13 protein-coding genes are annotated in these 13,577 nt (G+C 52.6%); 2 read left to right on the forward strand and 11 right to left on the reverse strand.

Translation table 11 applies throughout. The features are described 5' to 3' along the window. Window positions 1-40: 40 nt before the first annotated feature. From HMPREF2661_RS07630 to HMPREF2661_RS07670, 9 genes are all read right to left on the reverse strand, one after another. A complete protein-coding gene (locus HMPREF2661_RS07630) occupies window positions 41-496 on the reverse strand; it encodes a four-helix bundle copper-binding protein (RefSeq protein ID WP_070823129.1) in 456 nt (151 codons plus the stop codon). Window positions 497-713: 217 nt separating this feature from the next. Beyond that, window positions 714-1,568, reverse strand: coding sequence for an amino acid ABC transporter substrate-binding protein (locus tag HMPREF2661_RS07635; protein ID WP_070823132.1), 855 nt, complete (start codon window positions 1,566-1,568; stop codon window positions 714-716). Between the two features lie 75 nt (window positions 1,569-1,643). Further along, window positions 1,644-2,375 carry an amino acid ABC transporter ATP-binding protein gene (locus tag HMPREF2661_RS07640; RefSeq protein ID WP_070823135.1) on the reverse strand — a complete coding sequence of 244 codons (732 nt, stop codon included), beginning with the start codon at window positions 2,373-2,375 and terminating at the stop codon, window positions 1,644-1,646. 1 nt (window position 2,376) lies between these two features. Beyond that, entirely contained in the window at window positions 2,377-3,045 is a 669-nt protein-coding gene (locus tag HMPREF2661_RS07645; RefSeq protein ID WP_049344971.1) for an amino acid ABC transporter permease, read from the reverse strand. Further along, window positions 3,035-3,694, reverse strand: coding sequence for an amino acid ABC transporter permease (locus HMPREF2661_RS07650; RefSeq protein WP_070823138.1), 660 nt, complete (start codon window positions 3,692-3,694; stop codon window positions 3,035-3,037). The genes HMPREF2661_RS07645 and HMPREF2661_RS07650 overlap by 11 nt, the downstream gene beginning before the upstream one ends. 164 nt (window positions 3,695-3,858) lie before the next feature. After that, on the reverse strand, window positions 3,859-5,076 hold the full coding sequence (locus tag HMPREF2661_RS07655; protein WP_070823140.1) for an MFS transporter: 1,218 nt from the start codon (window positions 5,074-5,076) through the stop codon (window positions 3,859-3,861). Window positions 5,077-5,383: 307 nt separating this feature from the next. Then, entirely contained in the window at window positions 5,384-5,812 is a 429-nt protein-coding gene (locus HMPREF2661_RS07660) for a hypothetical protein (RefSeq protein ID WP_036492127.1), read from the reverse strand. A gap of 8 nt (window positions 5,813-5,820) precedes the next feature. After that, on the reverse strand, window positions 5,821-6,330 hold the full coding sequence (locus HMPREF2661_RS07665) for an outer membrane protein assembly factor BamE (RefSeq protein WP_036492125.1): 510 nt from the start codon (window positions 6,328-6,330) through the stop codon (window positions 5,821-5,823). A gap of 459 nt (window positions 6,331-6,789) precedes the next feature. Further along, window positions 6,790-7,428 carry an MBL fold metallo-hydrolase gene (locus HMPREF2661_RS07670; RefSeq protein WP_070823143.1) on the reverse strand — a complete coding sequence of 213 codons (639 nt, stop codon included), beginning with the start codon at window positions 7,426-7,428 and terminating at the stop codon, window positions 6,790-6,792. Window positions 7,429-7,541: 113 nt separating this feature from the next. On the opposite strand from HMPREF2661_RS07670, the gene HMPREF2661_RS07675 reads away from it, so the two are divergent. After that, a complete protein-coding gene (locus HMPREF2661_RS07675; RefSeq protein ID WP_070823145.1) occupies window positions 7,542-8,348 on the forward strand; it encodes a DNA ligase in 807 nt (268 codons plus the stop codon). A 65-nt stretch (window positions 8,349-8,413) separates the two neighbouring features. Here the strand turns inward: HMPREF2661_RS07675 and HMPREF2661_RS07680 are convergent, their stop codons facing one another. Next, a complete protein-coding gene (locus HMPREF2661_RS07680; protein WP_070823148.1) occupies window positions 8,414-9,064 on the reverse strand; it encodes an HAD-IA family hydrolase in 651 nt (216 codons plus the stop codon). A 10-nt stretch (window positions 9,065-9,074) separates the two neighbouring features. Then, a complete protein-coding gene (locus tag HMPREF2661_RS07685) occupies window positions 9,075-10,061 on the reverse strand; it encodes an RluA family pseudouridine synthase (protein ID WP_070823151.1) in 987 nt (328 codons plus the stop codon). 515 nt (window positions 10,062-10,576) lie between these two features. Between HMPREF2661_RS07685 and HMPREF2661_RS07690 the strand changes: the two genes are divergently transcribed. Continuing rightward, complete coding sequence (locus HMPREF2661_RS07690; protein WP_070823154.1) at window positions 10,577-13,471, forward strand: Rne/Rng family ribonuclease; 2,895 nt, start codon at window positions 10,577-10,579, stop codon at window positions 13,469-13,471. Window positions 13,472-13,577 lie beyond the last annotated feature (106 nt).

The raw sequence follows: 13,577 nt of genomic DNA on the forward strand, positions 1-13,577 counted from the left end.
GGCCGTCTGAAAGATTTCAGACGGCCTTTTTTAATATTGATTAAGCGGCAATTTTTTCGCATTCTTTAATGCAGGCCAAGCAAGATTCGTAGCAGGCTTTGCATTCTGCGTGGTGGCCGGCGTGTTCTTTGCAGGCGGCGGAACATTGTTTGCAGGCTTCGATGCACACTTTTGCCAAAGACGGAGTCAGGCGTGAATTTTGAGCGGCGAGGTTTTGCAAGGTGCCGCACAGTGCCAGCATTTGATTGACGCCGGCTGCGCAGTCTTTCATGGAGGTATCGCCTTCGCTCAACAGGGCGATGCAGTGTGCCAGGCAGATTTGACCGGCTTCAACGCAATGTGCGGCTGCTTTGCGCGCGGCTTCGTAGGCGCGCGGTGCAGAATGTGCGTGACCGGCATGGTGTGCATGGCCAGCATGGTCGTGAGCGCGAGCAAAAGAAGCGGCGGCGGTGAGAGAGACAGCAGCAGCGCTGCCGATAAATTGACGACGGTTCATAAGATAGAGTCCTTTTTGCTTTGTAGAAATATCGGACGAATTATTTCATCCGTTATTAAAAGGTTATCATGTTATTCGTTTTTAAACAACAGGCCGTCTGAAGGTATCGATAACACGTTCAGACGGCCTGTCGTTGGATATGATATTTGTTTAAATGAATCACAAATCGAATGGCTGAAATACGGGAAAGTGACTTTTTGCCGAGAAAATAGTCAGTTTATTCCGCCAACAATTCTTCCGGTTTGACTTTCTCGCCATACACGGGCAAGAGGGTTTTTTCATAGGCGGCTTTCAGACGGCCGTCTTTTTTCATGGCGGCGATTTCGCCGTTGACCCAGTTCAGGAGGTCGGTGTTGCCTTTTTGAACAGCCGGGGCGATGAATTCGGCAGGGCCGAGGTTGCCGATGGCGACTTCAAAATTCGGGTTTTCTTTTGCCCATGCCCATAGCAGGGCGTTGTCGTGGGCGAGTGCTACGCCGCGGCCGTCTTTCAGTGCGTCGAAGGTTTCGGTATTTTGGTCGAATTTCAGCAGTTTGACTTCAGGATGGCTTTTGGTGAAGAAGGCGTCGGCGGTGGTGCCTTTGTTGACCAGCAGGGTTTGGTCTTTCAATTGCGCAACGTCGGTAATCGGTTTGTCTTTGGGGGAAACCACGCCTAAGGCCACTTTCATGTAAGGATCGGCGAAATCGACGGCTTCGGCGCGTTCGGGTGTTTTGGTGAAGTTGGCGAGGATGAGGTCGACTTTGCCGGAACGGACGTATTCGACGCGGTTTGCGGCCTCGGTCAGGACGAATTCGACTTTGTCGGGGCTGCCGAGCAGGTCTTTGGCCAGGTCTTTGGCGATTTCAACGTCAAAGCCTTGGTTTTTACCGTTGGCGTCAACATAGCCGAACGGAGGCTTGTCGCCGAATACGCCGATACGGATAACGCTTTTTTCTTTGATGGCGGCAACGGTTGCCGCGCCGCTGCTTTGTGAAGATTGGGCATCGCCGGAGCCGCCCCCGCAGGCAGTCAGGCCGACGGCGATGGCGGCGGAGGCGAGGAGGGCTTTGAATTTGGCGTTCAATTGCATGAGTGTTTCCTTTTCAAATGTTTGGTTGAAAGTGGAGGCCGTCTGAAAAAGGGTTCGGACGGCCTGAAAATAAAATCAGTAGTCCATGCCTGCCAAGAATTGGCGGGCGCGTTCGCTTTTGGGGGCGGAGAAGAAGGTTTCGGGGTCGGACGATTCGACGATGCCGCCTTTGTCCATGAAGACGATGCGGTCGGCAACTTTGCGGGCAAACCCCATTTCATGGGTTACGATGAGCATGCTCATGCCTTCGCGGGCGAGTTCTAAAACCACTTCCAAGACCTCGCGCACCATTTCAGGGTCGAGTGCGGCGGTGATTTCGTCCAGCAGGATGACTTCCGGATTCAGGCACAGGGCGCGGACAATGGCGATGCGTTGTTTCTGGCCGCCGGAGAGTTCGCGCGGATAGGCGTTTTTGCGGTCGAGCAAGCCGACGCGTTCCAACAGTTTGTCGGCTTGTGCCTCTGCTTCGGCACGGTTGCGGTTTTGTACTTTCACCGGGCCTAAGAGGATGTTTTCGATGACGGTCATGTGGGCAAACAGTTCATAGCTTTGAAAGACCATGCCGACTTTTTGCCGGGCGGTTTGCCAGGAAACGTCTTTGCCGAATTCGCCGACTCCGTCCATCACGATGCTGCCGCCTTGGTGCGGCTCCAAACCGTTGACGCAGCGCAGGAGGGTGGATTTGCCGCAGCCGGACGGGCCCAGCAGTACGATGACTTCGCCTTTTTCCAAGTCCAAGTCCAAGGATTGAATGGCGGTTACGTTGCCGTATTGTTTGTGCAGGTTGCGGATGCTCAGTAAAGTCATGTCAGTGTTCCCATTTTTGTTCAAGTTTTGCCGCCAGCAGCGACAGCGGCCAGCAACAGAAGAAATACAGCATAAAAATCAGGCCGTAAACCCAAAATGAAGCATTGGGTTGCGTCAGCAGCGAGTTTTCGATGATTTGCTGGCCGACTTTGACGACTTCGATGACGCCGATAAGGGAGGCGAGCGAGCTGGTTTTGATCATGCGCGTAAACAGATTGACGGCACCGGGCAATACGCGGCGGATGCTTTGCGGCAGCTCGATGTAGCGGAATACCTGCCCGCGGCTCAAGCCGAGTGCCAGGCCTGATTCGACTTGGTGTTTTTCAATCGATTCCAATGCGCCGCGGACCAAATCGCCCATTTCGGCGATGCCCCACATGGTAAATACCCAGACGCAGACCCAAAATCCGTCGATGTGGATGCCTGTCCAGACGGATAGGCCGAAATACAGGCCGAACAGCCACACCAAAATCGGCACGATTCGGATGGTTTCGAGATAAAACCGTCCGATAAAGCGGATGAGCCGGTTGCGCGAACGCAAAACCAAGCCGAACAGCGTACCCAATACGCAGGAAGCGGCAACGGAGGCCAGGGAAATCTGCGCTGTCAGCAACAGGCCTTCGCCCAAGCGTGCCGCGTTTTGTCCTTCAAACAGCCAGTCAAACACCATATTTTGCACTCCGTACGCGGTTTTCTGCCCAGCGCGCCAGAAGCGAAACGGGCAGAAGGATGATCAGGTAGCTGGCAAACAGCAGGAACAAGGCTTCGTTGGTTTTATAGTCCATGCCGATGATGTCTTTGGTAACGAACAACAATTCTGCAATGCCGACCGCGCTGACGATAGATGTTTCTTTCATCAAAAACAATACGTTTGCGCCGATGGCGGGAACGGCGACCGCCCATGCCTGAGGTAATTCGATATAGCGGAACACTTGAAAGCGGCTCAAACCGATGGCCTTACCCGCTTCGATCTGCCCTTTGGGGACGGCCAGAATACCGGCACGGATGGCTTCCGCCATGTAGCTTGCGCCCAAGAAAACCAGTGCGATTACGCCGCAGGTGAAACCGTTCCATTTAATGCCCATTTTCGGCAGGCCGTAATACAGGAAAAACAATTGGATCAGCAGGGGCGTATTGCGCGACAGCTCGATATAGGCGCGTGCCAATGCGTAGAAGGGGCGGATGCGGTATGCCGTAACCACGGCAACGGGCAGGCCGAACAGCAACGACAAAACGACGCCATATACCGACAATTCCAGCGTCAGCTTTGCCGCATCGACGAATTTGGGGATGGCATCGATCAGGTAAGACCAGTTCATCAGAGTCAGACAATCAGCATAATAAAGGCAGTATTTTAACGGGTTTGTAAGGGAGTGTTAAATAATGGATAGGAATATCGATTGTGGATAAAACACAAAAAATGGAATAAGGCAAAGGCCGTCTGAAACGTTTCAGACGGCCTTGAAATGCCAAGGTTTCAGTGTCAGGCGGCAGCCGCTTTCCGTTCATGAATTAGTAAATTCAACAGGGCTGCCGCACCTGCCAAGACTGCGTCGGCGTACCACATCCAGCCGTAATCGTTGAAGCGCGTGATGACGATGCCGCCGATGTACGAACCCAAAAAGCCGCCGATTTGGTGGCTCAACATGGTCAACCCGAAGAGGGTGGCCAAGTAGCGCGTGCCGAAAAGTTTGCCGGTGATGGCGGCGGTGGGGGCGACGGTTGCCAGCCAAGTGAAACCGAGTCCGGCAGCGAAAAGATAGAAGTTCAAATCGGTTTTAGGTGCGGCCAGATAAATCAATATCATGGCGACACGCGAAGCATATAAACCGAAGAGGACGTATTTGCCCAAAAATCTGCCGGTACACCAGCCTGAAAAAATACAGCCGGCGATGTTTGCCAAACCAATAATGGCAATGGAGGTCGAAGCGACCGTAGCGGGGAGGCCGCAAAGTGAAATTTCGGTCGGCAGGTGGGTAACCAAAAAGGCGATGTGGAAACCGCAGGTAAAGAAACCCAAATGTAGCAAGATATAGCTGCGGTTGGCGAAAGCCTTACAGACGGCCTGCTTCAGGGTTTGGCCGCCGTCGTCTGTGTGGACGGTATGAGCAGCATGTTTGCCGCCGGCCAGCCACCAAGAAATCGGCAAAATCAAGATGGCAATGACTGCCCAAACATAAAATGTCCCCGTCCAGCCGACGTGGGGCAGGGCAATCAAACCTTGAACAAGCGGCGCGAACAAAAATTGCCCTGCGGACCCGCCTGCATTGACCAGGCCGGAAGCCAAGCCGCGCCGATGAAGCGGCGTTTTGGCAGCGACCTGTCCCATAATGATGGAAAATCCGCCCGAGCCCGTACCGAATGCCAACAATAAACCTATACCTAGCATCAGCCCCCAATAAGTCGGCATTTGCGGCACCATCAGACAGGCGGCAATCAACAGAACCGTACCGCTGGCTAAAACCTTAAACGCGCCGAAACGGTCGGCCAACGCGCCGGACAAGGGTTGCGATATGCCCCACATCAATTGGAAAACGGCAATAATCAGGCTGAACTGGGTCATGCTCAATTCGGTTGAGTTGACGACGGGCAGGACAAAAAGCCCTAAAGTCATCCTCATGCCGATGGTAATCAGCAGGATGGAGGCGGCAGCGGCAATCAGCAGCCACAAATTGGGTAATTTGGCAGAAGAATCGGTCATGATGTTTGTGTGTGTAAGGGGCAGGGAATAAAACTATTCCTGCCGCTATATTCTTTATTTGATTTCTCGGCGGGCCGATATATAAACGCGCGATTCTAGCATTGGGCGGAAAACGGCATAAATAACCGTTGGTTCTTTGGATATGGTAAAAAGTGATATGGCTTGAGGATGAGTAGAGAATGAAGCGGCCAAATATTCTTCGTTTGGCGTTTGGCGCTGACGGAGCAAGCAAATTGCCGTTGAATTTTCGTTTGAGAAGAAAGGCCGTCTGAAAAGTTTCAGACGGCCTTTGTTTGACTGACTTACATCAGATGATTTCCAAAATGAAATACTGACGCAGTTTTTCGTACACATTATTTTGTACGTTGATACAACCATTGGTTATGATGCGGTCGGCCACATTGGGAGAAGCGATGCGTTCCATGCGCCTTTCCTGCGGCTTGAGCGTCCATACCCGGTGTAACGCAAACAGAAAGTCATTTTCTTCTTTGAAGCCGATAACCTCGCCACCGTAACCCGGTTTGCTGGTCATCATCGGCGTCATATTGAACTTGCCTTTCGGCGTGGTCTTGCCAATCAGTACCGGATGGCACTGACCGTCATCGGCAAAGCAAAGCTCCGCCTTAGCTGTATTGACCACGACTTTTTTGCGTTGGATATAGTCGCTGACAGCATCGGCAGCGGCCAAAGAGTTCAGGCCTGCTGCCAAGGCTATACCCAATAGGATCCGTTTCAAATTTGTCCTTATTGACGGATGCGTTTAGGAGCTTCTTTAATGATCTCGCGGATGATCACTTGAGGCTCTTGTTTAGGTGCTGGAGGAGGACATACGGCATCTTTAGGGAATACTGGATTCCAGAAGAAGCTGCGTGCAAATTTGTCTTTGTCGAAGATCACTTTGTATTGGCAAGTAGTGATGCCTTCAACGCCGGAAGTGTTTTCAGGGTCAACGCCTACGCCCGGGGTGTAGAAGTGGAACAAGTAGTCCCATTCACGCACGCCAACCATGCCTTCGTCGTAGTGAGGACGGCCGAGGATTTTGTAGATGTCGTCTTTGGTCAGACCAGGACGCATTTGATCCAACTCGTCAAAAGTCGGGAATGTACCGCGGTCATTGTTGAAGGTCAGGGAGTAAGGTTTAGGGAAGCGAGGCTCGTCGGTAGTGCCTTCAGGAGTGATTTTACTCTTAGTAGCACAGGCGGCCAGCAGGCCGGTAGCCAGCAGGGCAAAGCCCACTTTTGCGATTTTTTTCATTTGATAATCCTTTTATTGATTTTACCAGCCGAACTTTTCAGACGGCCTGTTAGTGCCGGCAGCGAGTTTGCCGGTTTACCCAAATAATGTTGTGCTTCTTAAAGATGTACCCGACGGTTTGACAAACAGAACATCGGCACATTCCGGCAGGGCATTGCGCCTCATCTCCGTTGTATCCGCCTGAGTCGGCAGAACCGTTCAGACGGCCTGACTGACATTTATTGTCACTTTGTAACAATTTCACTGCGAGTCAGGCTTGGGGTTTAGAGATGTCCGGTTTTCGATAAATCAGGTTGTATTGCGTAATACCTTGTTATCTTTGTGCTTTAGTTCTTTTTGGCATTTGCCGGAGATTAGGTACTTAATCTTTCGGGTGTTATCCCTGCAAATTGTATGCCAGTTTTCCTTTATACGCATAATTTGAGTATGTCAGAATGTTGGCTTTATACAACATTCATATTAACGAACCAGAAACGGATTGTACCTTTTCTCATGCCCGATGCTGGTCATGCGGCCGTGTCCGGCGATAACTTGCGTGTTTTCGGGCAGGGTTAATAGTTTAGCGCGGATATTGTTTATGAGGTCATCATGATTGCCGCGCGGAAAATCTGTGCGACCAACGGTCTCATAAAATAAAACATCGCCTGCGACTAAAAGTCCGTTTTCAGCGTTGTAAAAAACGACTTGGCCGGGGGTGTGGCCGGGAATGTGGAGGACTTGGAAACTGTAGTTGCCGACCTTGAGCGTTTCCCCTTCTTCCAGCCAGCGCGTCGGCGTGAATGACGGAGAAACGGGGAAACCGTATTGCGCCGTCGTTTGCGGAAGGGCTTGGAGCAGGAATTCGTCGTTTTTGTGCGGGCCGAGAACGGGTACGTCGCAGGTTTTCAAAAGCTCAACCACGCCGCCTGCGTGGTCAAGATGGCCGTGGGTCAGCCAAATGGCGGTCAGCTTGAGGCCTTTGTTTTGGACTTGTTGCAATAAATAGGGTACGTCGCCGCCGACATCGGTCAAAACGGCTTCTTTGGTTTCGTCATCCCAAATCAGCGTGCAGTTTTGACGGAAGGGGGTAACGGCGTTGATTTCAAATTGGAGTGCCATGGATGTTCCTACGGAAAGGCTTATTTAATGTTTGTTTACGGTTCAGACGGCCTTTTGTTATTATGCATATATAATAAAAAGCAAATCTGGAAAAGTGTCTTATGAATAATGTAATGCGAACCATGATACCGATTTTTGCGGCTTCTTTCATCTCTGCGGCGTTTGGTGCGGATTTGTTGTTGGCGCAGGAATATAAAAATCAAGATATTGCCGGTTGGGCCATGAGCGAAAAGTTAGATGGCGTACGCGCGTATTGGGACGGCAGGCAGCTGGTCAGTCGTCAGGGCTATGCGTTTACACCGCCCAAAGGTTTTACAGCAGGTTTTCCGCCGTTTCCGATGGATGGCGAGTTGTACAGCGGACGAGGGCGGTTTGAGCAAATTTCCGCGACGGTGCGTTCTGCCTCGGGAACTTGGGACGGCATTCGTTTGCATGTTTTTGATGTGCCACAGGCGCAGGGTAATCTGTATCAGCGGCTGGAAACGGCTTCGAAATGGCTGAAATCACACCCGTCGGCACGGTTTACGGTTATTCCGCAAATCAAGGTGCGCGACAAACAGCATGCTTTGGATTTTTTGAAACAAGTTGAAGCGCTGGGTGGGGAAGGGGTGATGCTGCGTCAACCTGAAGCCCGTTATGCAAGCGGTAGAAATGGGCAGCTGTTGAAGCTGAAAAGTGAATATGATGATGAATGTACGGTAACGCGTCATTATGAGGGCAAAGGGCGCAATGTCGGGCGTTTGGGTGCGATCGGGTGTAAAAACCGATATGGCGAGTTTCGTATCGGTAGCGGTTTTAAGGATAAGGACCGCGATCATCCGCCGAAAATCGGTGCGCTGATTACTTACCGTTATCGTGGTTTTACGCAAAAAGGAACGCCGAAATTTGCAACATTTGTCAGGGTGCGTTCGGATCGATAAAACAAATTCAAGGCCGTCTGAAAATAGGTTTCAGACAGCCTTTAATATAGATGTTGCATAGCTTTTTATAAGGTTTCCAATACGTCAGGCAATTCGGCCAGGCTGTTGAGCATGGCGACATGGGGCAGGGCGGAAAGCTGTTTGGCGGTGTGCGCGCCGGTGGTAACGGCGATGGCGCGGATTTTGGCGTTGGCGGCCATTTCTAGGTCGTGGGTGGTGTCGCCGACGACGACGGCCTCTTCCGGCTCAATCCCCAGTCGGTCGCAGAGGGCGAGTACCATATCGGGCGCGGGTTTGGACGGATATTCGCTAGCGCAGGCGGTTTCCAGCCAAAAGGCTTGGGTGCCGGTTTGCTCGATGGACCTATCCAGTCCGCTGCGGCCTTTGCCGGTCGCTACGGCAAGCCAATAACCTTGTTGCTTCAAGCGTTGCAGGCAGGGCAGGGCTTCGGGGAACAGGGTCATGTTGCGGTTGTTGGGATTAAGGTAGTGCGCGGCATAGGTCTCAATCAGGGTTTCCTGAACGTGTTCGCTGACGTTGTGGGCAAGGCGGCGGATGATGCCGGAGAGGCTGTATCCGATGAGCGGGCGGATTTGGTCGGCTTCGGGAACGGGCAGGCCGCAATCGGCAAAGCTTTGTTGGAAGGTGTGGATGATGGGATTGGTGGTGTCGGCAAGCGTGCCGTCCCAGTCGAAAATAATGAGTTTGGGTTTCATGGGTTTCCTTTCAGACGGCCTTTTCCTGATTTTCCAACATTAAAACGAATTGCGCCAATTCTTGCGGCAGGGGTGCTTTCAGAATCAGTTTTTCGCCGGTCAGCGGATGGGCGAGGTGCAGCTCGGAAGCGTGCAGGAACATTCTTTTCAAACCGAGTTTCTGCAGGCGTTTGTTGGCTTGATAGTCGCCGTAGCGTTCGTCGCCGGCAATGGGGCAGTCTTGCGATTGCAGATGGACGCGGATTTGGTGGGTGCGGCCGGTTTTCAGGGTGGCTTCGACAAAGGTCAGGTCGGATAGGCCGACTTGGTGCAAAAGGCCGTCTGAAAAACGGTTTAACACGCGGAAGATGGTGTGGGCGGATTGGCCGTCTTCGCTGACACGCACCATTTTTTCGCCTTGTGCGCCGGTGTATTTGAACAGGGGGAGCTTGACGTGGAAGCGGTCGTTCGGCAGCCTGCCGACACCCAGTGCGAGATAGATTTTTTTCGGATGGTCGTTGCGGATGGCTTCGTGCAGTTTCACCAAGGCGCTGCGTTTTTTGGCTATCATCAAAAGGCCGCTGGTGTCTTTGTCGAGGCGGTGGACGAGTTCGAGATAACGCGCTTCGGGACGGGCGCGGCGGATTTGTTCGATGACGCCGAAGCTCACGCCGCTGCCGCCGTGGACGGCAACGCCGGACGGTTTGTTGATGACCAAAAGCGCATCGTCTTCGTAAACGATGTCAAATTCGCGCGCGGGCGCGGCCTGGCTTTCAGACGGCCTTTGTTTTTCGGCGGTACGTATCGGCGGAATGCGGACGGTATCGCCTGCCTGAATGCGGTTGTCGGGTTTGCAGCGTTTTTTGTTCAGCCGCACTTCGCCGGCGCGGATGATGCGGTGGATATGGCTTTTCGGGACGCCTTTGAGGATTTTTATCAGATAGTTATCAAGGCGTTGGCCTTCCTCGTGTTCGGCAACGGCAATCAGGCTGACTGAATCTTTGCGTATTGCGTGCATTTTCTCTATAATCCCAAACGTCCGTTTCGGGACTTGAACCTGCCGTCGCAGGCCGTCTGAAACGGATTTATTGTTAAAACGAGATTTTATATTAAAAACGCACTCCGCAAAGCATTTCCTTGTGTTTGTTCAAAGCCGGCAAACGCAATCCCGTAATTAAGTTTGAATTGAACCTGCCGTCCGGCCGGGCGTAAGACGCAGTCCGCGCAGCACCGTCCGAAATTACCGGCGCTACGATAATAAGAAGATGTAGGCTGCCTTCATTTTGTCCGAAACATCAGCATTCGGACGGCAGCGGAACCATCAACCTTTCCGCCGCATTGTTCTTTATTTCCTTCTTTATCCGAATCCGTCCGCACATGGCTTGAGTTCAAGCATGCAACCTTGCGGATTTCAAATCAAATACTGGTTACACGGGGATTTTCCCATCTTGCCTTTGCAGAGTGCCAACCGGACAGACAGGCCGTCTGAAAAAGATATTCACAAATCAAACGGCCGCTGTTCACGAGGTGACTATGAAAAGAATGTTATTCAACGCAACGCAGGCCGAAGAGCTGCGCGTTGCCATTGTCGATGGCCAAAACCTTTTGGACTTGGACATCGAAACGCTGGGCAAAGAACAGCGTAAAGGCAATATCTACAAAGGTATCATTACCCGCATCGAGCCGTCGCTGGAAGCGTGTTTCGTCGATTACGGAACCGACCGCCACGGCTTTTTGCCGTTTAAGGAAGTGTCGCGCTCATATTTCCGCGACTACGAAGGCGGCAGGGCGCGTATTCAAGACGTGCTCAAAGAAGGCATGGAAGTCATCGTCCAAGTCGAAAAAGACGAGCGCGGCAACAAAGGCGCGGCGCTGACTACCTTCATCAGCCTGGCCGGCCGCTATTTGGTATTGATGCCGAACAATCCGCGCGGCGGCGGCGTATCCCGCCGTATCGAAGGCGAAGAGCGCCAAGAGTTGAAAGCCGCCATGGCAGAACTCGACATTCCGAACGGCATGAGCATCATCGCCCGCACCGCCGGCATCGGCCGCAGCGCGGAAGAGTTGGAATGGGACTTGAACTACCTCAAACAGCTCTGGCAAGCCATTGAAGAAGCAGGCAAAGCGCATCATGACCCTTACCTGCTCTTTATGGAAAGCTCGCTGCTGATTCGTGCGATTCGCGACTATTTCCGTCCCGACATCGGCGAGATTTTGGTGGACAATCAAGAAGTTTACGACCAAGTTGCCGAGTTCATGAGCTACGTCATGCCGAGCAATGTAGGCCGTCTGAAACTCTATCAAGACCACACGCCGCTGTTCTCCCGTTTCCAAATCGAACACCAAATCGAAAGCGCGTTCTCACGCAGCGTCAGCTTGCCGTCAGGCGGCGCGATTGTGATCGACCACACCGAAGCCCTGGTTTCCATCGACGTCAACTCTGCGCGCGCCACACGTGGCTCGGACATTGAAGACACCGCGTTCAAAACCAATATGGAAGCCGCCGAAGAGGTCGCCCGTCAAATGCGCCTGCGCGACTTGGGCGGCTTGGTCGTCATCGACTTCATCGACATGGAAAATCCGAAACACCAGCGCGATGTTGAAAACGTCCTGCGCGACGCGCTCAAAAAAGACCGCGCCCGCGTGCAAATGGGCAAACTTTCGCGTTTCGGCCTTTTGGAATTGAGCCGCCAACGTTTGAAACCGGCTTTGGGCGAAAGCAGCCATGTTGCGTGTCCGCGCTGCGCCGGTACCGGCGTTATCCGCGGTATCGAATCCACCGCCCTGCACGTTTTGCGCATCATTCAAGAAGAAGCAATGAAAGACAACACCGGCGAAGTACGCGCACAGGTGCCTGTCGATGTCGCCACCTTCCTGTTGAACGAAAAACGCGCCGAGCTGTTTGCGATGGAAGAACGTTTGGATGTGAACGTCGTCCTGATTCCAAACATCCACTTGGAAAATCCGCACTACGAAATCAACCGCATCCGCATCGATGACGTAGAAGAAGACGGCGAACCGAGCTACAAACGCGTTGCCGAGCCGGAAGAAGACGAATCCGCCAAACCTTTCGGCAGCGAAAAAGCCAAAGCTTCCCGTCCTGAGCCTGCCGTCAAAGGCGTGCGCCATACCCAGCCTGCACCGACTGTCGCCCCTGAGAAAAAAGCCTCTTGGTGGGACAGCTTCAAAGCCTGGTTGAAACGCATTTTCGGCGGCGAGCCTGCACCTGCGGCAGTTGCTCAAGAGCCTGCCGAAAAACGCACTACAACCAACCGCAGCCAAAACAGCAACCGCCGTTCAAACAGCCGCCGTCAAAATCCACGCCGCAACAACAAAAACGACGGCAGCAAAGTTGAAGTGCGCGAAGTGAATGCCGAAGCTGCCGAGAGCAAGTTTGAAGAAAACAAATCAAGCGAAAGCCGCAACGACGAGCGTAAAGAAAGCCGCCGCAGCCGCAACCGCAACAACCGCCGCGATGAGCGCAACAACGAGCGTAACCGTGTTGAGGAAACGGTTGAAGACGTAAACGTTCAAGAAGTGGCCGCACTGGCTGAGATGCCGTCTGAAAACCAAGCGGAACAAAACGGCAATAAACGCCGCCGCAACAACGGCCGTAACGAGCGCAACCGTAACCAATATGCGGAAAACCGTATTGAGGATGCGAACGTTCAAGCCGATGGCGAACAGGCGCAAGTCGAAGCGGACGACAACGCCCGCAGCGAAGAGGGTGTGAAAAACAACGGCCGTCAAGGACGCGAGCGCAACAACCGTCAGCGCAACAATCGCAACGACCGCCGTTCCAACAGCAAAAAACGCAATATTCCGTCTTCAGCAAAAATCGAGCAATACCTGAACATTACCGACACTGCCGACAAAGTCCTCTTTGCCGTAGCGCATGTTTTAGGTTTGAACGAAACGGTTGAAGCTGAAAATGTACCTTTGCCGCAGGAAGATGATCATGCCGAGCCGCTGGTGATTGTGGTATCCGAGCCTGAAGTTGCCAGCGCAGAGCCATTCGTATTTGCGATTGAAAGCGAAGACGAGCCTGCCGTAGTGCAAACTGAAGGCGCTGATGCTGAACAAGCCCTGCTTGCTTCTGCAGTCAGCAACGTCAAAGAAGCCATTTCTGCGGTATTATCTCCGAATGAAACGGCTACTGTTGCACCAGCAGAAGTACCAACCGAAACTGTTGCCACACAAACTGAAGCCGTAGCTGAAGCCGTAGCTGAAGCAGCGCCTGTTGCAATCGTTGTACCTGAGAGCTTAGGCGATTTGATCTTCGTTGAAACCGATCCGCAAGCCGTTGCCGCTTTTGCCACGCAGCCACAACCTGAACCGGTTGCTAAAACACGCCGTTCGGATGTGCCTAAAGTAGAAGTGGAAGACGTAGCAGTCGAAATGATTTTGGTGGAAACACGCAAAGATTAAGATTGGTTTTCCAGTTAAAAGCCCGATGTTGAACGCATCGGGCTTTTTTATTGGCAAGGAGGTGCGCTGCTCATTTTCTTTGTGTTTGCTATGAGGGGTTGCTTCA

The sequence above is a fragment of the Neisseria sp. HMSC061B04 genome, assembly GCF_001836705.1.
In the GTDB taxonomy this organism is placed as follows: domain Bacteria; phylum Pseudomonadota; class Gammaproteobacteria; order Burkholderiales; family Neisseriaceae; genus Neisseria.

Excerpts from the sequence above, each read along its gene's own strand:
- HMPREF2661_RS07630 (WP_070823129.1), bottom strand. The coding sequence starts at position 496 with ATGAACCGTCGTCAATTTATCGGCAGCGCTGCTGCTGTCTCTCTCACC.
- HMPREF2661_RS07635 (WP_070823132.1), bottom strand. The coding sequence starts at position 1,568 with ATGCAATTGAACGCCAAATTCAAAGCCCTCCTCGCCTCCGCCGCCATC.
- HMPREF2661_RS07640 (WP_070823135.1), bottom strand. The coding sequence starts at position 2,375 with ATGACTTTACTGAGCATCCGCAACCTGCACAAACAATACGGCAACGTA.
- HMPREF2661_RS07645 (WP_049344971.1), bottom strand. The coding sequence starts at position 3,045 with ATGGTGTTTGACTGGCTGTTTGAAGGACAAAACGCGGCACGCTTGGGC.
- HMPREF2661_RS07650 (WP_070823138.1), bottom strand. The coding sequence starts at position 3,694 with ATGAACTGGTCTTACCTGATCGATGCCATCCCCAAATTCGTCGATGCG.
- HMPREF2661_RS07655 (WP_070823140.1), bottom strand. The coding sequence starts at position 5,076 with ATGACCGATTCTTCTGCCAAATTACCCAATTTGTGGCTGCTGATTGCC.
- HMPREF2661_RS07665 (WP_036492125.1), bottom strand. The coding sequence starts at position 6,330 with ATGAAAAAAATCGCAAAAGTGGGCTTTGCCCTGCTGGCTACCGGCCTG.
- HMPREF2661_RS07670 (WP_070823143.1), bottom strand. The coding sequence starts at position 7,428 with ATGGCACTCCAATTTGAAATCAACGCCGTTACCCCCTTCCGTCAAAAC.
- HMPREF2661_RS07675 (WP_070823145.1), top strand. The coding sequence starts at position 7,542 with ATGCGAACCATGATACCGATTTTTGCGGCTTCTTTCATCTCTGCGGCG.
- HMPREF2661_RS07680 (WP_070823148.1), bottom strand. The coding sequence starts at position 9,064 with ATGAAACCCAAACTCATTATTTTCGACTGGGACGGCACGCTTGCCGAC.
- HMPREF2661_RS07685 (WP_070823151.1), bottom strand. The coding sequence starts at position 10,061 with ATGCACGCAATACGCAAAGATTCAGTCAGCCTGATTGCCGTTGCCGAA.
- HMPREF2661_RS07690 (WP_070823154.1), top strand. The coding sequence starts at position 10,577 with ATGAAAAGAATGTTATTCAACGCAACGCAGGCCGAAGAGCTGCGCGTT.